This is a genomic window from Nannocystis punicea, from assembly GCF_026965555.1.
Classification (GTDB): domain Bacteria; phylum Myxococcota_A; class Polyangia; order Nannocystales; family Nannocystaceae; genus Nannocystis; species Nannocystis punicea.
In genome coordinates, this window is record NZ_CP114040.1 from 10,799,555 (window position 1) to 10,820,492 (window position 20,938).

Genomic DNA, 20,938 nt, shown 5'->3' on the forward strand with positions numbered 1-20,938 from the left:
CTCAGAACCCCATTCCTTTGTTGACGGCGGCGTCGGTCTTCTGGGCGCTCTCGACGATCGACTGATAGGCCGCGTCGCCCTCGAGGCCCTTGGCCCTGGCGCGCTCGATCAGCCACTCGAAGGTCGGCCCGTCGGGGTTGCCGTACTTGGCGCGATCGCGCTCTTGCAGGGCCCCCAGCTCGGTGGCATCCGACATCATCGCGCGCGCAGTCATGCGGGCGTCGTGGCGGAGCTGGTAAGCGCGGCGGGCCTGCTCCTCCACGGGGATCTGCTCGGCCTTCCAGCGCTCGACCTCGCCGCCGATCGCGGCCACGCGCTCGAGATAGAGCTGACGCGCCTGGTGATTGGTCCAGCGCGTGCCGGCCTGCTCGAGCCGCTCCGCCTCGGCGGCGTCCTGCGGTCGCGGCAGCCCCTCGGGCCAGGCCTCGACCGTCGGCGCTTCGCGCGAGCAACCAGCGAGCGCCGGGCCCGTGAGGCACAGCGCGACGAGGGCGAACCGTGGCCACCAGCGCACGGGGCCATGATGCCACAAGCCCGCGCGCCTGTAAGGCGCGTCCGGGGCCCGGCGTTCGCAAGGTATCATCGGCAACCTCGCCGCCTCGTGAGCCCGTGATGCATCGACTCCGACACCTCCTGGCCGCCGCGTTCATCCTCACCTCGTTCGGTTGCGCCTCGTCGGCAAGGGAGGCAGCGGCGCCCTCGCCCCCGATGGAGGAGTCCTGGGGAGGCGGCGGCGGCGCGATGGCCGGCGGCGAAATGGCGCCCGAGATGCCGTCTCCGATGGTCGCCGGCGACGGGCGACGCGCAGAGTACGAGAGCGACGACTTCGACCAGGGGGCGTCCAAGGCGGAGGCCGCGCCGCCCGCCACCTCGCTGGGCGCCCCGCCGCCGGTCAAGAGGGAGTCGTCCGGCCCGACGCGTCCGGAGCCCAGGCCGACGAACACGCCCACGGCCACCAGCGGCGAGGGCGACGACAAGGGCAAGGAGCCGCAGAAGCAGTTCGCGCGGCAGATCATCTACACCGCCGACATGGCGATCTCGTGCTTCAAGCTCGACGACGCCATGCAGCGGACCGAGGCGCTGACGCTCGAGTCCGGCGGCTACGTGCAAACCATGTCGCAGGGCTACCTGGTGCTGCGGATCCCCGCTGCCCAGCTGCGGCGCGTCATGGAGGAGCTCGGCAAGCTCGGCGTGGTCGAGTCGCGCAACCTGCAGGCCCAGGACGTGACCCAGGAGTACGTCGACCTGACCACGCGGATCCGCGTGCTGCGCGAGACCCAGAGCCAGCTCATCGCCCTGCTCAAGCAGGCGCGCAACGTCGAGGAGGCGCTCGAGGTCCGGCGCTCGCTCGACGCCATCACCATGGAGCTCGAGCAGGCGATGGGCCGCCTCCGCCTCCTCGAGAACCAGATCGGCTTCTCCACGCTCACCGTGCGGCTGAGCGAGCGCGGGCCCCAGAACGCGGTCCCGTCGAGCAACGATCCCTTCCCGTGGGTCGACACCCTCGGCGTCGAGGCCACCGAGTGGAACTGAAGGCCATGTTCAAAAATACCTGCTCTTTGGGACTTGTCATCGCCGCGACCGCGCTCCTGTCCGGCTGCAAGAAGTACGTGATCGAGCCGCCGGTCGGCTTCGTCGAGGTCAGCAGCAACTCCTACGAGACGCGCATGAAGGCCCAGGACGACGTCGGCCTGCGCGTGCACCGGTTCGAGAACGTCCGCGGCGGCACCCTCGGCTACTGGGCGGCCGACCTCGTCACCAAGCTGGGCAAGCGCGGCTACGTCCTGACCAATCAACAGCCGGCGCGCAGCAAGAACGGCCGCGAGGGCACCCGCTTCGACTTCGACTACACGATCCCCGGCACCGACGAGCCGAAGTTTTATACGGTGATCCTGTTCGTCACCGACAAGTACAAGTTCACGCTCGAGGTGGCCGGCGACCGCGAGCACGCCAGGGCCTATCAGGCGCGGATCGGCGAGATCACCGGGCAGCTCAAGGTCCGCGGCTGCAAGCCGGCCTCGAAGATCTGCGGCAGCCCCCAGCCGCCGAAGCTGAGCTCCCCGCCGCCCGACCCGATCCCCGGCCTGCCCGAGCCGCCTGATCCTGCGACGCCCGTGACGCCGGCGCCCGCCGCGACGCCGAGCCCCTGAGGCCCGTGCTCTGCTTCGCGAGGGTTCGCCGCCGAACTCCCGCGTCGCCTCACGAGCACCCCGCCGACTGCGACAACCGATCAAGGCCCGAACGGCGGTGACCGGGGCAGCCTCGACTTGTGGAGCGTGAGGGCGATGTTCGCCTCCGAGGTCCAGGTCGAGCCGGGAAATCAGTGGTCGAACCGGCGACCACACGGCGCTGCCTGCATGCTTGGGTCTCGTCCCACCTCGCGCCTCATGGCGCTGCCTGCAGGTGCGTATGCCTCCGCCCGCCTCGCCGCGGCTGCGGCGCCCTGCATTGCGAGTTCGCTGCCGCTCGCACACTCACGGCCTCGCCGTTCTCTTGCGGTCGCGTCATCCATGGATGACCTCACCGCCGTCGGCGCCGCATTGTGCTCCCGCCCTCACGGCCTCGCCGTTCTCTTGCGGTCGCGTCATCCGTGGATGACCTCACCGCCGTCGGCGCCGCATTGTGCTCCCGCCCTCACGACCTCGCCGTTCTCTTGCGGTCGCGTCATCCGTGGATGACCCCACCGCCGTCGGCGCCGCATTGTGCTCCCGCCCTCACGGCCGTACGCCGCGCCGACAATCCATCCTTGACGTCTTGCCCCGCCGCGAGTCACCAATGACTCGTGCCGTTCGCTGCCGTCGTCTCCGCTGGACTCGCCCACGCGCGGCGGTGGGGTCTGCTCGCGGCGCTGCTCGGCTTCGCCGCCGGCTGGACCGTCTGGGCGCTGGGGCGCGGCGATCCTGCCGCGCTGGTCGGCGACGACCTCGACCTCGCGCAGCGCCTCGTCGCCCTGCGTGCCGGCCTCGCCGGCGTCGTCGTGCTGGTCGGCGTCCACGTCCTCGCCGCGCGTCGCCTCGGCCGCCCGCTCGCCGACCTCGCCGCCGCGTGGAACCGTCGCCTCCTGCTCCTCGCCGGCGCGCCCGCGTGCGTCCTGCTCGCGGCGCCCGGCCTCGCCGAGCGTCGCGGCTTCGTCCCGCTGGTCGTCAGCCTCGGCCTCGGTCTGCTGGCCGCTGCGACCGCCGCCGGCTGGCGCGACGTCCTCGCCGCCCGGCCCGCGCGTCCGCGCCTCGCCGCCGCCGTCCTGCTCGTGCTCGGCCTCGGCGTCGCCGCCGTCCTGATCCACCTCGGCGTGGTCCGCCATCACGCCCTCGTCAGCAACATCCACGACCTCGGCATCTTCGAGAACGTGCTGTGGCGCTCGCTGCACGGCGATCTGCTGGCCACCAGCCTGTTCCCCGGCGACACTTTCAATCACGAGCACTTCGCCCCGCTGCTGCTCGCGCTCGTCCCGTTTTATGCGGTCAGTCCGCGCGCCGAGACCCTGATCGTCGTGCAGACGCTGTGGCTGTGCTCCGCCGCGATCCCGCTCTACCTGTTCTCCCGCCGGCGCAGCGGCAGCGTCGCCCTCGCGTTCGCCGTCACGTTGGCCTTCCTCGTCTCGCCGCTGGTCCACGCCAACGCGCTGTGGGACTTCCACGACCTCACCCTCGCCGTCCCGCTGGTGCTGTGGGCGCTGTGGGCCCACGACGGCGATCGCCGCCTCGGCCTCGCGCTCGCCGCCGGCGCCCTCCTGCTCGTCCGCGAGGAGATGGGCCTCGTCGTCGCCGCCCTGGGCCTGTTCGTCGCCCTCGACGGCCGTCCGCGCCGCGGCCTCGTCCTGCTCGGCCTCGGCCTCGCGTGGTTCGTCCTCGTCGCCCGCGTGTTCGCGCCCGGCACCGGCGTGGGCGCGCACGCCGACGGCCTGCGCGGCAACCTCGTCGAGGCCACCGGCTACCGCGACCTCGCGCTCGCGCTGCTCGCCAACCCGCTGCGGCTCCCGCTCGAGCTGCTGCGGCCCGACAAGTTCGGCTTCCTGCTGTGCCTCGGCGCCCCGCTGCTGCTCCTGCCCGCGTGCGCCGGCCGCCTGCTCGTGCTGCTCCTCCCGGCCGCTGCGATCTTCGTGCTCAGCGGCAATCAGTACGTCGCCGACCCGTACTTCCACTACTCGAGCTTCTTCCTGCCCGCGGTGTTCGCCGCGGCCCCGGTCGGCGCGGTGCACCTGCAGCAGCGGCTCGGCCGCCCGCTGGCGCACGAGCTGGCCGCCGGCATCGTCGTCGCCGCGCTCGCCTTCGGCTGGTCCTTCGGCCTGCCCGGCGGCAGCTTCCGCGCCGGCTTCCACCCGGTCCCCACCGCGCTCACCGACGCCGAGCGCGACCGCCACGCCTGGCTCGCCGAGCTCGCGCGCAGCCTGCCCGCCGACGCCTGCGTCGCCGCCACCGGCGACGTCGGCGCGCACCTGGCCGCCCGCCGCTGCTTCGCCTGGTTCCCGGCCCGCCTCGACGTCGACTACCTCGTTCTCCACCGCGAGGACATCAACGCCAAGCACATGCCCCTGCTCCGAAACCTCCGCGCCGAGCAGCGCTTCCGCACCGTCGACGAGCAGCACAAGATCCTCGTGCTGCAGCGCAACCCCGAGAGGTGACCTCGAGGACATGCTCTTATAAACATGTCCTGAAGGACTCATCACGAGAACATCCCCTGCGCCCGCGCGACCGCTCGTGGAGCGCGGGACGTCCCGAGCCAGCGCCCCGCTCCGTGTGTCGCATCGCCAGGCTCACCGTCTCGTCGGACACGTCCTTTCATGCGGACCGCCGCGGCGAGCGGAGCGCGAGACGTCCCGAGCCTCGTCCCGCTCAGTGTGTCGCATCGCCAGGCTCACCGGCTCGCCGGGCGCGTCTTTTCATGCGAACCGCCGCGGCTCTCGAATCGCGGTGAGTCGCAGCCCGCGCTCCGGTCTGCCGCATCGCCGCGCCCCCCATGTCCTTCCGGACACTCTCTTTCGGTCATGTCCTTTCATGAGAACGCCAGGATCGAGTTCGCCCGTCCCCGCTGGATGTCGCATCAGCCGGTCCTCGCGCCACCCGCATCGCTCGCGGACGAGCCCGTAGACCCCCACGGGCACCTTTTACACAGGCTTGACGATCGCCCGCCTCGCCCTCCGCTACACCCGACCTCGCAGGAGGCAGTGATGCGGATCCGCGGCTCGCTCTGGTACACCATGGCCCTGTTCCTCTCGTCCGGCGCGCCCGCGTGCGCGGTCACGAGCGACCTTCCACCTGTCCTCGAGGACAGCAGCGGCCGCGAGCAGAGCCTCGACGAGCTCGCGCGGCTGGCCGTCGCCGACGACGACGCCGCCGCGCAGGCCGCCCGGGAGCGCCTGCGGGCGGCCGGCCCCGCGGGCCTCGCCGCCTTCGAGGCCGCCCACGAAGAGGCGCTGACCGCCGCGTACGAGGCCATCCTCGCGGCCGCCGACGCCCCGCCCCGCCGGCGCGACCCGGCCGGCCTCGCCGATCCGACCCGTGCGCGCCTGCTCGGCGCCCTCGACGAAGTGTGCGGCCAACGCGACTGCCTGCTGTCGCGCCTCTACTGGCACACCGACCTCGACGAAGCTGTCCGAACGGCCAGGCGCGAGGGCAAGCCGGTCCTCTCGCTGCGCCTCCTCGGCGACCTGCGCGACGAGCTGAGCTGCGCCAACAGCCGGCTGTTCCGCGCCGTCCTCTACCCCGACCCGGCGGTGCGCGCCCTCCTGCGCGACCGCTTCGTGCTCCACTGGGCCAGCGAGCGGCCCGCACCGAAGATCACCGTCGACCTCGGCGACGGCCGCCAGATCGTCACCACCATCACCGGCAACAGCGCGCACTTCGTCCTCGACGCCGGCGGTCGCCCGGTCGACGTCGTCCCCGGCCTCTACGCGCCCGCCGACTTCGTCGCCGCCCTGCAGCGCGCCGAGGCCCTCGCGCGCAGCACCGCCGCCCTCGACGGCCAGGCCCTCCGCGACGCCCTCGCCGACCACCACGAAGCCCGCGTACGCGACCTCGACGCGGCCTCCGTTCTGTTGGCGAGCTATGCCGGAGAACCCGCCGGCCCGTTACGCCGTGTCCGCGCGCCTCGCCTCGCCGCCCGGGCTCCGCGCGCCGGCGAGGCCGCGCCGCTGGCGGCCAGCAAGATGGCCGTCGAGGCGCCGCTGCGCGGGGTCACCGGCGAGCCCGTCGATCGCGTCGAACAGCGCTGGGAGCTGATGGCCGACGTCACTGCGCCCAAGATCGACCTCTCGCGCGCGAGCCTCGGCCTCGTGCGCACGCAGCAGTGGCGCAGCGGCGACGCGACGCGCGACGCCGCCGATCGGGCCGAAGCGATCGTCGAACTGCGCCGCACGCTCGCGCTCGACACGCTGCGCAACGAGCAGGAGATCCACCGGGAGATCCACGGCTGGTGGGCCCGCGGGGCCACCGCGCCCGGGGACCTGCAGACGATCGTCCGCCGTGTGTACGACGAGCTGTTCTTGACCCCGGCCCGCGACCCGTGGCTCGGACTCGCCGACCCGACGCGCTACGGCGGCCTCGTCGGCGGCGGACGGCGGACGCAGGCGCACCTGTGAGCGCGCGCGGGCCCGCCCTCTCGCACCCCTGCCGACAATTCCTGCCGAAGCACAGCCGACTGTGTAACTCTCAGGCCCGGAGGCCGGGGGTCGGGACCGGCTCGACCGCATGAGTGAGTTCCTCGTCGAAGCCGCCCGCAGCAGCCCCGCGATCGCCGCGAGCCTGAGCAAGCTCCGACAGCGCGCCGAGGCTGCGATCCGCGACGCGGCGATCGCCGACACCGTCCTCGACGCCCGCGACTCGGCGCCCCACCCGACCGTCCCGCGCGGCTCCGACAGCGCCACGATCATCCCGCGCGAGCACGCGCAGTCGGCCGCCCACGACTTCTCCGGCTCGCGCGAGGTCAAGAGCTGGAGCGCCGACCTCCTGCGCGACGTCGCCGCGCCCGACGTGTTCGCCAGCAACCCGCTCGGCGAGCTCGAGCTGCTGGCCCTGCGCAGCGCCCAGGCCCTGCGCACCCAGGGCTCGCGCCTGCGCCAGGTCACCATCCTCGTCGCCGGCCTCGCCGCCGCCATCATCGGCGCCGGCCTCTACGGCGCCGTCCAGGGCGAGTACGGCCTGTCCGGCGGCCTCGTCCTCGGCGGCCTCGTCGTGCTCGCCCTGGTCATCGGCAAGTGGAACCCCTTCCGCCGCGCCGCCCGCTCCGCCGAGCTCGCCGAGCTCGCCGACGCCACCGCCACCACCCTCCGCCTGCGCATGCGCGCCCTCGCCGAGCTCGGCGACAGCAAGACCCGCGCGCTCGAGCAGTGGAAGGTCGTGATCGAGATGACCGAGTCGGTCCGCCGCCACCGTTCGTGATATGTCCTTCAGGGCATGTCCCTACGGGCATGACCCATGAGGCATGACACTTACGACCTGCCCTGAGAGCCATCAGCATCAGGAGCGCGACCGCGCCGCCAGGCGCGCCGGCCTCCCGCACCGCCCGCGCCTGCTCCGTGTCCTGCGCGTCGAGGACGACGCGGAACGCCGCGACCGCGTCGCCCGGGGCCGACGGGCCGGCCTAGCCCTTCACCTCCTGCCGAGCCGCGGCGTCCGCCCGACGTACGGTCCTTCGCTGAAACACGGGTGTCGCTTCCCGCAGTCCCGCGAAGTCGCGGCGTCCGCCCGGCGCGCGGTCCCTCGCCGAGCCCGCGGTTGTCGCTCCCGCGGCCCCGCGCCTCGCCACAACCTCAGCCCTGCACGCGCGCGAACTCCGGCCCGCGGAACACCTGCCTGGCGTTGCCGCGCTCGATCGCGTTGTGCTCGTCCCAGCGGGCCCGCTCGGCCTCGCTGCGGCGCGCGGCCGCGCCGGCCAGCAGCAGGGCGGCCAGCCGCTCGCGGGCGATCCTGCGGTTCTGCCCCTGCGAGCGCTCCTCGCGGGCCACCACCTCGAAACCCGACGGCTTGTGCCGCAGGCGGACCGCAGTGCTGCGCTTGTTGACGTTCTGGCCGCCGGACCCGCCGCTGCGCACCGCCGACTCCTCGAGGTCCGCCTCGCGCACCGCGGTGGTCGCCTCCGCCTCGACCGGCAGGCGCGTCAGCTTGACGAACCAGTTGCGTCGGCGGTGCGTCGGCCGCAGCGGGCTGCGACCGATCCACTGCGCAGTGCCCTCCCACTGCGACAGCAGCGCCGCGAGTCCTTCCCCTTCGGACATGTCCTCGAGTTCATACATCAACGACCACGACGTCTCCGCCGCCGGCCCCGGCGTACGCAGCAGCTCCTCGCAGCCGAGGCCCGCCGCTGCGGCCGCCGCCGCGAACACCGGCCCGAGACGGTGCACCACCCACGCCAGCTCCGGCGGCCCGTGACCGCCGGAGATCAGCACCCACGCCTTCATCGCCGGCTCCGGGTCTTGTAGGTCAGCACCGGGCGCAGGGTCGCCACCACGGTGCACAGGCCGGCCGCGACCAGGTCGCCGACGACTGCGTCGATCTTCTTGTACGCCTCGGGCGCCTCCTCGTAGAGCAGCTCGCGGTCCTCGCAGATCACCCGCCCGCCGAGGGCCGTGCGCACCAGGTCGTCGGGGCGGTAGCGGCCCTGCAGGCGCTCCTTGACGTCGCTGCGGCGCCACTTGCGACCTGCCCCATGGGCCAGGGACCACCCGGCCTCCGCGCGGCTCGGGTCGGGCTTCACCACGTAGCTCAGCGTCCCGCGCGAGCCGGGGATCACCACGATCCCCGCCGTCGACGGCGCCGCCCCCTTGCGGTGCAGCCAGCGCTGCGGCGCCCCGTCGGGGCACGGCACCACCGCGTTGTGGCAGACGTCGAGCACCGGGGCGAGCTCGACCCCGAGCGCGTCGGCGAAGCGGCGCGCGATCAGGGCCCGGTTGGCCTGCGCCCACGCGACCGCGCCGTCGTGCGCGCGCAGGTACTCGCGCGCGTCCTCGCCGGCGCTGCCCAGCCCCGCCGCCGCGAAGCGGTCGACGTGCGCGCGCAGGATCGCCTCGCCGAGCCCGCGCGAGCCGCTGTGGACCAGCAGCACCAGCGAGTCCGCGGCGATCCCGAGCGTGGCCCAGGCCTCCGCGTCCTCGATCGCGTCGACCTGCTGCAGCTCGGCGAAGTGGTTGCCGCCGCCGATCGTGCCGAGCGACGCGTCGTGGTCGGTCGGCGCGACTGTCCTTTCGGCCAGGAACGCCTCCACGTCACCGTCCCACCGCCCGTCGAGGTCACCGAGCCGATCGGCCCAGCGCTCGAGCTTCAGCTTGCGCTGCGGCAGGTCGGTGGACCACAGCGCCATCCCGCAGCCGATGTCGTTGCCGACCAGGTGCGGGTAGATCCGCCCCTCGCTGACGAACGCCGCCCCGATCGGCGAGCCCTTGCCGGGGTGGAGGTCGGGCATGCCGACCGCCGCGATCATCCCCGGCAGCGTCGCGGTGCGCTCGAGCTGCTGCACCGCCTCGCCCTCGATCCACGTCTTCGGCGACGCCACGATCCGCACGGTCGCCTTGTCTTGCGTTTCCATTCAGCGCACCTCCGGCGGCAGCCGCCGCAGCTCTTTCTTGCCGATCTGCCGCTTCTCGGTCGCGTAGCGGTCGGAGCGGCCGTAGTGCTCGAGCAGGGTGGCCGTCATCTGCCACGTGGTCCCCAGGCCGCGCAGGGCGCCGAGCAGCACGTCGTGCAGGTCGAGCCAGTGCGGACCGGCGGGGATCGGCATCAAGGTGATCCGGTACCACTGCCCGCCGATCCTGCGGTACTGCGCGCCGCCGTCGATCGGCACCACGTCGCGCGTGACCGGCGGCTTGTAGCGGGCCGGCCGGGGCGGGACCTTCTTCAGCAGCCCCGTCTCCGGGCACACGTAGACCGGCGTCCAGCGGTGGCCGAAGATCTCCCGCACCCCCCCCGAACCGCGCTCGTACAGGCGGTCGCCGACCTTCATGACGTTGGTGTAGACCATGTCGCGCAGGTGGTCGAGGACGTGCTTCTGCACCGCGCTGGTCACCCGCAGGGTCGCGGCGATCTCCGAGTGCACGGCGTCCCACGGACGACCGACCCGGCTCAGGAGGAAGCGCCGCAACGGCGCCAGGTTCTCGTTCAGCTGCTTCGAGCCGCGGCCGCGGCTGATCGGCTCGCGGACCGGCGCGTGCTCCGGGTCGGCGCGGCGGCGCATCTCCTCCCGCCGGCCCTCGCCGCCCCAGCCGCCGCCGGTGCGCGGCCGCTCGATGATCACTTCATACATGTCCCAACGCAATCAACACCTCGCCTCTCCGCCCGTCGGGGCGATGGAGTGGGTCTCCCAGGAATCACAGCAGTTCGAATTGCCCATGGTGGTAATCTCGACACACGACAATGCCCGGGGCAGGCGCGGCGACGCTGCCCCCATTCGCCGCACCCGGCGAACGACAATGCGAGGCCTCCGCCGCCGCGTCAGGCCGGTCCGGGCGCGCGGGGCGGGGCGGCGACGCGCGAAGACGTCGCGACCCCGACCGCGTCGCGCGGACCCTCGCTGCCGGCGCTCACGGGCGCCCAGAACGGCCAGAAACGGCCTCCTGGGCCCCAAGAGCGGCGTCCTGTGCCTCGCCGCAGTCAGGGCCTCGTCGCATGGGCGACGCGGTCGGCGGGCGTCGTCACGAGACGACGCACCTCACCGGGAGACGGCGGGGAGACCCTTCAGCCGCGTGTCCGAAATGGACAGGGCGAAGGCGAACGGACGCGGCGAGCGGGCCTGCGTTCGAGCGGATGTGGCTCAGTGGCGAGACATGACATGAACCGCCTGGTGAGAGGCGATGCGCACTCTATACAGTACGCGCCGGCCCCCGTCAAGCGCCATTCATCCATCTCATTACTTCAGCGGATGTTTCGGCTGCGACCACAGGAACCAGCCGAGGCCGGCGCCGAGGCCAGCGAAGGCGAGGCAGGCGATCAGGGTGTCGACGCCGTGGGTGCGGGACTCGCCGGCGAAGCGGAGCGCCTGGACTGCGAAGCCGAGGATCAGGCCGAGCGCGGCGCCGAGCACGATGACGGCCGGGCGGGCGGCCGGTCGGTTGTCGCGGAGGATCAGGCGCTTGAGCGTCGGCGGGCGCTCGTCGAGGGCCTTGCGGAACGGGACCAGGCGCGTGTCGGAGCGGAGGATCGGCGGCTCGACGGCCGGCATCTGGCCGGTGTCGCCGGAGGCGAGGTAGAGCGCGGTGTTGCGGACCTTGCCGGCCAGCCGGCGCGACAGCTTGCGCAGCGCCTCGCGCATCTCGTCGGCCGACTGGAAGCGCGCGCTCGGGTCCATCGCCAGCGCGCGCTGGAAGAACTCGCGGAACGGCCGGGTGATGTTGGGGACGTGGTGCTCGATCGGCGTCGCCGCGTCGGTGGCGATGCTGTAGACCAGCGAGTGCACGTCGTCGGCCTGGTGCGGCAGCTTGCCGGAGATCGCCTCGTAGAGCACCACCGCGGTGCTGTAGAGGTCGGTGCGCTGGTCGAGCTGCAGGCTCGCGGCCTGCTCGGGCGACATGTAATAAGGTGTGCCGAGCAGGCCGTCCGGCGCGCTGGTCTCGGTGCTGGTGGCGAGCAGCAGCGACGCGCCGAAGTCGAGCACCTTGACCCCGAGCTCGAAGGTGTCGGTCTCGAAGTTGCGGATGTTGGCCAGCATCAAGTTGTCGGGCTTGATGTCGCGGTGGACGATGCCCCGCTTGTGCGCGGCCAGCAGCGCCGACAGCACGCCGTCCATCAGCTCGACCGCCTCGTCGGTCGGCAGCTTGCCGCCGCTGCGCTTGAGGTGGTCGCGCAGGCTGCCCTGCGTCAGCAGCTCCATCGTGATGTACTGCAGCTCGGCCGAGGCCGGCGAGATGTCGAGCACCCGCACGATGTTCGGGTGGCCCATCTCGCCCATCAGCTTGGCCTCTTGCCAGAAGCGCTCGATCACCTGCGGCTTGTGGCGGAAGCGATCGGCCAGGAACTTGATCGCCACGCTGCCGTGCATATGCGAGTGCTCGGCGCGCCAGACGATGCCCATGCCGCCGCGCCCGAGCATCGCCTCGAGCCGGTACTTGCCGTCGATCTCGGTGCCCGACTTCAGCGCCGCCGCCCGCACGTCGCTCGGCACGCGCGGCCGCGGCTGGATGCCGGTGTGTGCGCCCGAGCGGTCGAGCGTGCTGGCCATCGTCGTCCGCATGCCCGGGATGCTCTGCGTCGGCGCGCGCAAGCCGGGGTCGGTCGTCATCGTCCCCGACGGCGTGGCCATGTCGGACAGCAGGTGGGCCTGCGACGTCGACGCGCTTGCCAGCGTCGCCTCGGGGGCGGGCGACGGATCCTCGGGCTGCTTCATCAGGCGGGCTTGCGGCCCATGATGCCTCACTGAGGCCGGAAGATCACGGGGAACTCGAAGCTCGAGTTGTCGCCGTTGGCCAGGATGGCGTCCTTGCCCTGGCAATCAGTGGCCGCGTTCGACAGGCAGTAGTCGATGCTCCACTGGACCACGAACGGGCGCGTCTTGAACTCCTCCGCGGGGACATCCCCTTTCGCCCACATCTCGTGCGCAAACCCGATCTTCGGGGTTCCCATCAGGGGCAGGAGCGAGCACTGAATCGCCTTGTCGCCGTCAGGCTCGTTGCCGTCGGCCACCAGCGGGCACAGCCCGAAGCAGCCGTCCTTGTCGGACTTGCACTCGCCGGTGCCGAACGGCGACATCGACACGCGGTAGAGGAAGCCGAAGAAGCACGAGTCGCCGCAGGTGCCCTTCTTCACCTCGAAGCGGGGGTCCGCGTCGCCGTCGAAGCGCAGCGGCTGGTCGGGGTCGAAGTCGACCAGCATCGGCACGAGCGCGTTGTTCATCTGCCCGCTGTGGTTGCCGACGATCGCGTAGGCCTTCGGCGCCTGCTGAGTCTGCTTGGCGCAGTACGGCGCGTACACCTTCACCCCCGACTGCTCGGCCGCGACGATCCAGGCCCAATTGCCGTAGCGCGATTCGCCGATCGTCCCCGTGATCGCGCAGCTCTGCGCGTCGACCCCGAGGCCCGCCGGCACCTTGCCGTCGCCCGTCCCGCCCGGCGTCGCGCAGGTGATCGGCGAGCCGTCGCCGCCGGTGATGTAGTCGAGGATCGACTTGTCGCCGCCCGCGGCGACGCACGGGCCGTCGGCCGCGAGCGCGTCGTAGTCGACCTTGAGCATGTCGCCGACGGTCAGCGCCGGACAGCTCGCCATCGCCACGTTGTCTTCGAGGTCGGTGACGGTGAGCTCGACGGTGTACTCGCCCGGGGTGGTGGGGACGCCGGAGATCTCGCCGCTGTTGGGGTTGATGGCGAGGCCGTCGGGCAGGCCGGAGGCCGACCACGCGTACTTCGGCACGCCGCCCGAGGCGGTCGGTTGGTGCTGGTACTCGGCCCCCTGCGCGCCCTTCGGCAGCATCCCGCAGTCGACGACCAGCGCCGGCGGCGGCTCGTCGGTGGTCGCGGTCGCGTCGGTGGGCGTGTCGGTGGTCGCGGTGGTGGTCGTCGTCGGCGCGTCGGTCGACGAGGTCGTCGGGTTCACGTCGGTCGTGGTCCCGGGCGGCTCGGTGGTCTGCGTCGCCGAGGCGACGTAGCTCCCGCCTCCCGCGGCGTCGTCGTCGCTGCACGCCGTCGACAGCGCCGACGCGCCGAGCACGAACATCCACGTCCATCCGGGCCCGGAGAGGCGCCCTCTCCGACCGCGGCCTTCGCTGGCGAACAGCCTCATCGTCCGATCTCCCTTTAGTTCAAGGACCCCGCTAAACGGGCCGGCGGAGCATAGCACCTCGCCGCCGCCGCCCCGCCGGAATTTCTTCCGTACACCGTCCGCAGCCGCGTCTGCCGCGTCCGGGAGCAGGCGGGAAATCCTGTCCGCGGCGGTCAACCGGCCGGTCACCGCGCTACTCTACCGGTCCACCCGTGAGCTTGTGGCAGCACCTCTGGCCCCCGCGGCCGCGTCGCCTCGAACGACTGTCCGACATCCTCGGGGCCGGGCGTGACGAGCTCGTCACCTTCAGCGGCAGCGTCGAGCCGCTCGAGGCGATCCACGATCCCGTCGACGGCGAGGCCGCCGTCGCCATCGACTACCGCGCCTCTCCCCCGCACAGCGTCGTCGGCGTCGCCGGCGCGCTCAGCGTCATCTCGCGGACCTTCCACGTCGTCCGCCAGCAGGCCGTCGACTTCCTCGTCGCCGAGGGGCCGCACCGCGTCCTCGTCTGCGTCGACCACGGCACCGACCTCGACGCCTTCCACCGCGACCTCCTCACCCGCCACGGCGTCGGCCTCCGCACCGAACGGGCGCTGGTGCGCCCCGGCGACCGCGTGTGCGTGATCGGCCGGCGTCTCGGGGCACGCCCGACATCGCCGCTGCGCGACGAACCCTACCTCGCGGTCGTGCGGGCGCAGCGGTTCTGGCCCGTCGAGCCGGCGTCCTAGCCACTCGCAGCGAATTCCGTCGGACGCCGTTCGGCGAATTCTCTCGCGGTCCGGGCAGCGATCGCTCGCTACATGTTTTCCACGCGCTCTCCCGCCGACCTCACGAGCGAGCGACGCGCGTCGCGGAACGGCGCGCGCGACGTCACGGCCTTCACTCTCGACCGACCTCGCTCCAGCGCGAATCATCGCCGCTCGCAATCGACGACGCTCGCTCCAACAGCGAAGCACTCGCCTCACGCGCGGCAAGCCGCGAGCCCACAGGGCGATACTCCTCTCCCTCGAAGTTGCTCCGCGAGTCGTTCTCGGCGCCGGTCCTGGGTTGGACCGCCAGTCCGTCCGCGTCGCGTCACGCCCTCGTCTCTCGGCGCGACGGGCCCCGCCCAATCACGCGGTCCCCGTCGCATCACGACCTCGTCTCTCGGCCCAGGTCCTCGCTGCACCACCCCGCGCAGCCCGTCCGCTTCGCGTCACGACCTCGTCTCTCCGCCCAGGTCCTCGGTGCACCACCGCTCGGTCCGTCCGCGTCACGACCTCGTCTCTCCGCCCAGGTCCTCGGTGCACCACCCGCGCGGTCCGTCCGCGTCACGACCTCGTCTCTCCGCCCAGGTCCTCGGCTGCACCGCCCGATCACACGCGGTCCGTCTGCTTCGCGTCACGACCTCGTCTCTCCGCCCGACGCGCCCTAGCCCATTCGCGCAGTTCGTCCGCCTCGCGTACCACCACCCGTGCGGTCCATCCGCGTCACGACCTCGTCTCTCCGCCCAGCTCCTCGGTGCAGGGACTCCTCACCCGTGCGGTCCGTCCGCGCCGCGTCATGACTCGCCGGTGCCCCGCGCCCGCTCATTCGCCCGGTTCGTCCGCATCACACCACCTCGCCCGGCGCCACGCGACCCTCCTTCCTCTGCATCGCGTCACAACCTCGCCCGGCACGCCCCTCAATCGCGTGGTTCGTCGCGTCACCACGCTGGCGCCACGCGACTCACTCGCCCGGTTCGTCCGCATGACGTCACGGCCTCGCGACTCCCCTTCACTCGTCCGCATGACGTCCCGACCTCGCCCGACGCGACGCGACGCCCACGCCTCGGCCGGCGTGACGTCACGACCTCTCTCTGCGCGACAGCCTCACTCACGCGACTGCTCGATCGGCGTGACGTCACGACCTCGCCCGGCGCGACGTCCGGCGCCGACATCGCCATTTGCATCGGGCGGTCGGGTGCGAGCGCGTCGTCAGTAGCCGCGGAGGCGGCGGATGTCACGGCGTTCTTGCTTGGTCGGTCGGCCGAGGCCGCGATCGCGCGTGACCGTCCCCGGCACCTCGGTCGAAGCCGGGCGCGGCGGTGAACGGTCGTTGTATAGCGTGCGGGCCACGGCGGCCGGGCCGCGGCGCTCGCTGAGGCCGAGCACCTCCAGGATCCGCAGGCCATCGCCGGTCTTGATCGTGACCTCCTCGCCGCGTCGCAGCGAGCGCGCCGCCTTGGCAGTCACCCCGCCCACCTTCACGTGGCCGGCAGCGCAAGCCTCGCTCGCCAGCCCGCGAGTCTTGAAGCAGCGGGCCGCCCACAGCCACTTGTCGAGCCGCACCGATTGTAGCGCGGGGTCACCGGCAGGCCCGGTGGGGGCCGCACCGGCCTCGGCCTCGCCCTCGTCGTCGTCGTCGTCCGCGTCGTCCATCCAGGGGCTCTCAGCATGCCCGGGCCGCGACGAGTTCGCCAGCGGCGGCGACGCCTCGCGCGCGCTCGCCCGGCCTTGCGCGATCGTCGCTCGACGCGCCCCGGCGACCGCGGCGTCAGCGGGCCGGAGCGTACCGTCGCGGCCGCGACGAACATGCCCCAAGAGACATCCCCACGGCCGCGCGCTTGACAAGCGAACCCGGCCGCGAAACCCTCATGAACGCATGCAAGGCGCCCCCCCGATCAACTTCGCGGTGCCCGGAGACGTCGGGGCCGCGCAGCGAATGGCCACCGCCGCTCGCGGCGACGCCGTCGCCTTCATCGAGCTGTGCGAGAGCTACGCTCCGGCCCTGCTGGGCGCGACCCTGCGGATCCTCGGCGACCGCGTCGCCGCCGAGGGCGCCGTCTACGGCGTCCTCCTCGACGCCTGGCGCGGCGCCAAGCAGTTCGACCCGCGCCAGTACAGCGTGCGCGTGTGGTGGACCATCGGTGCCCGCGCCGCGGCCCTGCGCGCCCTGCCCGAGCACCGCGCGGCCCGCATGGCGGCCGTCCACGACACCCAGATCACCACCCTCGACGACAAGACCGAGGCGCCCGACGTCGGCCCGCTGCGCCAGGCCGTGCAGACGGCGATGCTCGACCTCGACGACGAGCCGCGCAGCGCCCTGCAGCTGGCCTACTTCGAGGGGCTCGGCGCCGGCGAGATCGCCGACCGCGCCCGCACCTCGCCCGAGGTCGTGCGCGCCCAGGTCGCCGACGGCCTGCGGCGGTTGTCGGCCGCGCTGGCCGGCACCACCCCGAACACCGACGTCCCGCGCCCGCACGACCGCCTCGCCGCCGCCTACCTGCTCGACGAGCTCACGCCGGAGGATCGCGCCCGCTTCGAGCGCGGCGACGCGATCGCCGAGCTGCAGCCCAGCGAGGTCGCGGCCCAGCGCGACAACGTCCACGGCCTCGCCCTCTACACCTTCCCGGCCGCCCTGCTGCCGCAGACGCGCGCGCGCCTGGTCGCCGCGATCGCCGGCCCCGAGCGCCTCAGCCCCTTCACCGACGACCTCGCCGCCCTGCTGCGCCTGCCGCACCACGACGCCCGCGAGATCCTCGCCCGCGTCGACACCCCCCGCGGCTGGCGCGACGACGCCGGCCTGCGGATCCTGCCCCTCGAGACCGGTTCCGAAGTCCGTGTCCCTGAGAGCATGTCCGAAGAGCCAGATGCGGTCAGCGACAGCGACGTCACCGTGGTCCAGCGGTCCGCGTGGCCGCGGCGGCTGATCGTCCGCGTCGCGCCGGGCGCCGTCATCCCGTCCCGCTACCCGCACAGCGAGGCGCGGGTGCTGGTGCTCCAGGGTGGCCTCAGCCACGAGGAGGCCGGCGCGGCTCGCCCCGGCGACCTGGTGCCGTGGCCCTCGGGCACCACTCTGGGCGTGGCGGAGGCGGGCGGGCCCGAGCTGATCCTCGCGGTCCTGAATCAATGAGGTGCCGGGCGCGCCGCGGCGTGCTAACCAGGGCCTCATGTCCGGATCTACCCACCGGCCCGACGAGTCGCGCCGGGCCCCCGCGCGCGAGGCGATCCTCGCCGCCCACAGCTTCCCCGGGGAGTACACGATCAAGGCCTTCGGCCCCGCCGACGACGAGTTCCGGGCCGCCGCGGTCGACAGCGCGCACGGCGTGGTCGGCCCCGCGCGCCTGGCCGTGAGCGAACGACTGACGCGCTCGGGCGACCGCCTCTGTCTCACGCTCACCCTCCACGCCGAGCAGGTCGAGGAGGTCGAGGAGGTGTACGCCCGGCTGTACAGCCTCCCCGCCGTCCTCTTAATCTTTTGAGGTCAGGGCGTCGCTCACTCCCTGCACCGCCTGAATGTCCCCGCGGCGCCGCGGGTCTCACCGCGCGGCTCCCGTCACCCCAGCCACCCTTCTTGCCATGCCTGCACGTCCACTCCAGCTCATCGCCCTAGGCGTCGCGCTCACCACCGGCCTCGGCGCCAACCTCGGCTGCAAGCCGAAGGCGGTGCGCGGCGGGCCCGGCACCGAGAACTCCAACCTCGACCAGGGCGCGATGAGCACCACGCTCGACCGCAAGGACCTGCAGGACTTGCTGCAGGTCGCGCTCGAGAAGCTGCACGCCTCGCCGTTCTGGGCCCAGGTCTCGAGCTTCCCCGCGCCGGTGGTGGTGGCGATCTGGCCGTTCAAGAACGAGACCTCGGAGCACATCGACGACCAGCTGAACACGCTGCTCGGCGACCTCGAGACCGAGCTGGTCAACAGCGGCGTGGTCCAGGTGGTCAGCCGCGAGCGCCAGGCGGAGATGGCCAGCGAGGCCGCGGTGCAGCAGAACCGCTCGGTCTACGACCCGAACTTCGCCGCCCAGATCTCGCGGCAGATCGGCGCCAAGTACTTCGTCACCGGCAAGGTCGGCAGCGTCGACGAGTTCTTCAACAAGGAGCGCCGGGTCCAGTACACCCTGTTCATCCAGGTCATCGAGGTCGAGACCAGCCTGGTGCGCTTCCAGTACAAGGCCGAGCGCAGCAAGGCGATCGTCCGCTAGAGGCCCATGCCCGCCCCGTCCGCGCGCCCGCGAGCCGGCTTCGCCGCGCTCTCGCTCGGCCTGGTCCTTGCGACAGGTTGTGCGACCTACTCGGACCGCACCCGCGACGCTCGCGGCGCGGCCCAGCGGGGCGATCTGCCCGCGGCGGAGAAGCAGGTCAACAAGCTGCTCGGCACCCGCAGCAGCAAGGACATGCCGACCAAGTGGAAGAAGGACACCGCGCTCGCCCTGCTCGAGCGCGGCATGATCCTCCACGCCAGCGGCGCCTGGAAGCTCAGCGCCCGCGACCTCTCGGTCGCCGAGAAGCAGCTCGAGCTCCTCGACATCGCCCGCGACGGCGCCGGCCAGCTCGGCAAGTACGTGTTCTCCGACAGCGCCACCAAGTACAAGGCCCCGCCGTCGGAGAAGCTGGTCCTCAACGCCTACAACCTCCTCAACTACCTCCTGCAGGGCGACCTCTCGGGCGCGCGCGTCGAGGCCAAGCGCTTCACCGTGATGCACGAGTACCTCACCAGCTACGACCGGCAGGGCCGGCCCCAGGGCGAGGGCGGCGACGTCGCCCACCCCCACGGCGCGTTCGGCAGCTGGCTGGCCGGCTTCGTGTTCGAGCGCCTCGGCGAGCACGAGTCGGCGCTGCGCTACTACGACGAGGCCCTGCAGGCGCGCCCGTTCGCCAGCCTGGTCGGCCCGGTCCAGCGGCTGTCGGCGCTGGCCGGCTACCGCACGCCGCGCATCGATGCTGTCCTCGGGGGCATGTCCTATGAGTCAGCCCCGGCGCCGGCCGAGATCGTGGTGGTCGTCAGCGTCGGCCGGGTCCCGCTCAAGGAGGCGCGGCGCATGCCGATCGGCGCCGCGATCGGCCTGGCCCACGCCTACATCACCGGCGACAGCCGCGTGCTCGAGCGCAGCGCGCTCAAGATGGTCGTCTACCCCGAGCTCGTGCCGTCGAACAGCGCCTTCGAGACCGCCGAGCTGCGCGTCGACGGCCAGCCGGTCGGGCTCGAGATCGCCAGCGACATCCAGACCGAGGTCATCGACGAGTACGAGCAGATGAAGCCGAAGATCATCGGCGCCGCGATCTCGCGCCTCATCGTGCGCGCGGCGGTGGCCGAGGCCGCGCGGGCGGCCGGCAACACCTCCGAGAAGGGCGGCGCGATCATCGGCCTGTTCGCCGCGCTCGCGGCCGAGGGCGCCCTGCTCGCGGCCGACCGGCCGGACACCCGCTCCTGGACCCTGCTCCCCGGCCTCGTCCTGGTCGCGCGCGTCCCCGTCCAACCCGGCCCGCACGCCGTCACCGTGGTCGCCTCCGGCCGCGGGGGCAGCGAGACCCGCGACTACTCGCTCGACATCGCCGCCGGCGGCCATGTTGTGCTGGACGTCACCACCCTGCGCTGACCCTCGCTTACTGTGATTCTCACCCGCCTCGCGCTTCGTCTCTCCTAACGCTCTCCCTCTCGAGGTGCCCTCATGATGCGTCGTCGCCTTCGTCTCCGCGCCCTGCACTCCCTCCTGATGGTCGTCGGCGCGTACCTCGGAATCTGCGCCTTCACGCCGGTCGCCGAGGCCAGCGTCCTCGGCCGCCGCGGCATCGAGATCGAGGGCCCGCAGGATCGACGCGGCTTCTTCATCGGCCCCGGCATCGGCTTCGGCGCCACCTACTTCGACAGCCCACTGTTCGCCCGCACCTTCAACGAGGCCACCGCCTTCATCCCCGGCGGCCGCATCGAGCTCGCCCTCGGCGGCGGCGTCGGCAAGCGCCTCACGCTCGGCGTCAACCTCCACCTCGGCACGTACATGTCGAGCCGCTTCGGCCCCAAGGTGTTCTTCGGCGGCGACGTCGAGGCCAACATCTTCATCATCCGCGGCTTCTTCATCCGCACCGGCCTCGGCATCGGCGGCGTCCCCCAGGGCGACGGCCGCCGCGTCCGCATGGGCGCCGGCGGCGTCGCCGGCCTCGGCTACGAGTTCTGGCTCAACGCCAGCGCCGCCCTCGGCGTCGCCCTCCTCTACGACATCCGCGCCGTCCCCGGCGACGGCCTCCGCCACACCCCCTACGTCGGCCTGCGCTTCGCCTGGTACTGACGAAAGCGGCGCGGCAAACCGTCGCCGAGCTCAGCGCAGCCGTGGATCCCATTTCTCGGTGGATCAGAGGCCGAATTCCTCGAGCCGCCGGACGGCCTTTCCACGCAGCGATCGCATAGGTCGACATAGGGCACTGGAGCCCTTCGCTCCGGCCGACGAATCCAGGGCTGATGCAGCCCGACCAAGGCCTGATCGGGTGGCGTAACCGCCGACAACGCGGGTCCGCTGCGGCGAATT

18 protein-coding genes are annotated in these 20,938 nt (G+C 72.4%); 11 read left to right on the top strand and 7 right to left on the bottom strand.

What is annotated here, in order from left to right:
* Position 1: 1 nt before the first annotated feature.
* Positions 2-514 (bottom strand): hypothetical protein, encoded by a 513-nt coding sequence (locus O0S08_RS41340; protein WP_269035025.1) that lies wholly within the window; start codon positions 512-514, stop codon positions 2-4.
* A gap of 98 nt (positions 515-612) precedes the next feature.
* Here O0S08_RS41340 and O0S08_RS41345 point away from each other — a divergent pair, with 98 nt between their 5' ends.
* The 5 genes from O0S08_RS41345 to O0S08_RS41365 all read left to right on the top strand — a co-directional run bounded on the left by O0S08_RS41345 (position 613) and on the right by O0S08_RS41365 (position 7,376).
* Positions 613-1,533: a DUF4349 domain-containing protein gene (locus O0S08_RS41345; RefSeq protein ID WP_269035026.1), complete on the top strand. Its 921-nt coding sequence runs from the start codon at positions 613-615 to the stop codon at positions 1,531-1,533.
* A 5-nt stretch (positions 1,534-1,538) separates the two neighbouring features.
* Positions 1,539-2,150, top strand: coding sequence for a hypothetical protein (locus O0S08_RS41350; RefSeq protein WP_269035027.1), 612 nt, complete (start codon positions 1,539-1,541; stop codon positions 2,148-2,150).
* A 632-nt stretch (positions 2,151-2,782) separates the two neighbouring features.
* On the top strand, positions 2,783-4,621 hold the full coding sequence (locus tag O0S08_RS41355; protein WP_269035028.1) for a DUF2079 domain-containing protein: 1,839 nt from the start codon (positions 2,783-2,785) through the stop codon (positions 4,619-4,621).
* A 546-nt stretch (positions 4,622-5,167) separates the two neighbouring features.
* On the top strand, positions 5,168-6,577 hold the full coding sequence (locus tag O0S08_RS41360; RefSeq protein WP_269035029.1) for a thioredoxin domain-containing protein: 1,410 nt from the start codon (positions 5,168-5,170) through the stop codon (positions 6,575-6,577).
* A 109-nt stretch (positions 6,578-6,686) separates the two neighbouring features.
* A complete protein-coding gene (locus O0S08_RS41365) occupies positions 6,687-7,376 on the top strand; it encodes a hypothetical protein (RefSeq protein WP_269035030.1) in 690 nt (229 codons plus the stop codon).
* Positions 7,377-7,747: 371 nt separating this feature from the next.
* Here O0S08_RS41365 and O0S08_RS41370 read toward each other — a convergent pair whose 3' ends face one another.
* From O0S08_RS41370 to O0S08_RS41390, 5 genes are all read right to left on the bottom strand, one after another.
* Positions 7,748-8,395 carry a peptide chain release factor-like protein gene (locus O0S08_RS41370; RefSeq protein ID WP_269035031.1) on the bottom strand — a complete coding sequence of 216 codons (648 nt, stop codon included), beginning with the start codon at positions 8,393-8,395 and terminating at the stop codon, positions 7,748-7,750.
* Positions 8,392-9,519 (bottom strand): RNA ligase RtcB family protein, encoded by a 1,128-nt coding sequence (locus O0S08_RS41375; RefSeq protein WP_269035032.1) that lies wholly within the window; start codon positions 9,517-9,519, stop codon positions 8,392-8,394. The genes O0S08_RS41370 and O0S08_RS41375 overlap by 4 nt, the downstream gene beginning before the upstream one ends.
* Positions 9,520-10,233 (bottom strand): hypothetical protein, encoded by a 714-nt coding sequence (locus O0S08_RS41380; protein WP_269035033.1) that lies wholly within the window; start codon positions 10,231-10,233, stop codon positions 9,520-9,522. It abuts the gene before it with no gap.
* Positions 10,234-10,836: 603 nt separating this feature from the next.
* Positions 10,837-12,309, bottom strand: coding sequence for a serine/threonine-protein kinase (locus O0S08_RS41385; protein ID WP_269035034.1), 1,473 nt, complete (start codon positions 12,307-12,309; stop codon positions 10,837-10,839).
* 26 nt (positions 12,310-12,335) lie between these two features.
* Positions 12,336-13,697 carry an Ig domain-containing protein gene (locus tag O0S08_RS41390; RefSeq protein WP_269035035.1) on the bottom strand — a complete coding sequence of 454 codons (1,362 nt, stop codon included), beginning with the start codon at positions 13,695-13,697 and terminating at the stop codon, positions 12,336-12,338.
* 191 nt (positions 13,698-13,888) lie between these two features.
* On the opposite strand from O0S08_RS41390, the gene O0S08_RS41395 reads away from it, so the two are divergent.
* Positions 13,889-14,404 (top strand): hypothetical protein, encoded by a 516-nt coding sequence (locus O0S08_RS41395; protein ID WP_269035036.1) that lies wholly within the window; start codon positions 13,889-13,891, stop codon positions 14,402-14,404.
* A 1,227-nt stretch (positions 14,405-15,631) separates the two neighbouring features.
* Here the strand turns inward: O0S08_RS41395 and O0S08_RS41400 are convergent.
* Complete coding sequence (locus tag O0S08_RS41400) at positions 15,632-16,075, bottom strand: RNA-binding S4 domain-containing protein (protein WP_269035037.1); 444 nt, start codon at positions 16,073-16,075, stop codon at positions 15,632-15,634.
* A gap of 223 nt (positions 16,076-16,298) precedes the next feature.
* On the opposite strand from O0S08_RS41400, the gene O0S08_RS41405 reads away from it, so the two are divergent.
* From O0S08_RS41405 to O0S08_RS41425, 5 genes are all read left to right on the top strand, one after another.
* Positions 16,299-17,549, top strand: a complete 1,251-nt coding sequence (locus O0S08_RS41405) for an RNA polymerase sigma factor (RefSeq protein ID WP_269035038.1) — start codon at positions 16,299-16,301, stop codon at positions 17,547-17,549.
* Between the two features lie 37 nt (positions 17,550-17,586).
* Positions 17,587-17,898 (top strand): DUF493 family protein, encoded by a 312-nt coding sequence (locus O0S08_RS41410; protein ID WP_269035039.1) that lies wholly within the window; start codon positions 17,587-17,589, stop codon positions 17,896-17,898.
* 97 nt (positions 17,899-17,995) lie between these two features.
* Entirely contained in the window at positions 17,996-18,619 is a 624-nt protein-coding gene (locus O0S08_RS41415) for an LpoB-related protein (RefSeq protein ID WP_269035040.1), read from the top strand.
* Between the two features lie 6 nt (positions 18,620-18,625).
* Positions 18,626-20,014, top strand: a complete 1,389-nt coding sequence (locus tag O0S08_RS41420) for a COG3014 family protein (protein ID WP_269035041.1) — start codon at positions 18,626-18,628, stop codon at positions 20,012-20,014.
* 72 nt (positions 20,015-20,086) lie between these two features.
* Positions 20,087-20,701: a hypothetical protein gene (locus O0S08_RS41425; protein ID WP_269035042.1), complete on the top strand. Its 615-nt coding sequence runs from the start codon at positions 20,087-20,089 to the stop codon at positions 20,699-20,701.
* Positions 20,702-20,938 lie beyond the last annotated feature (237 nt).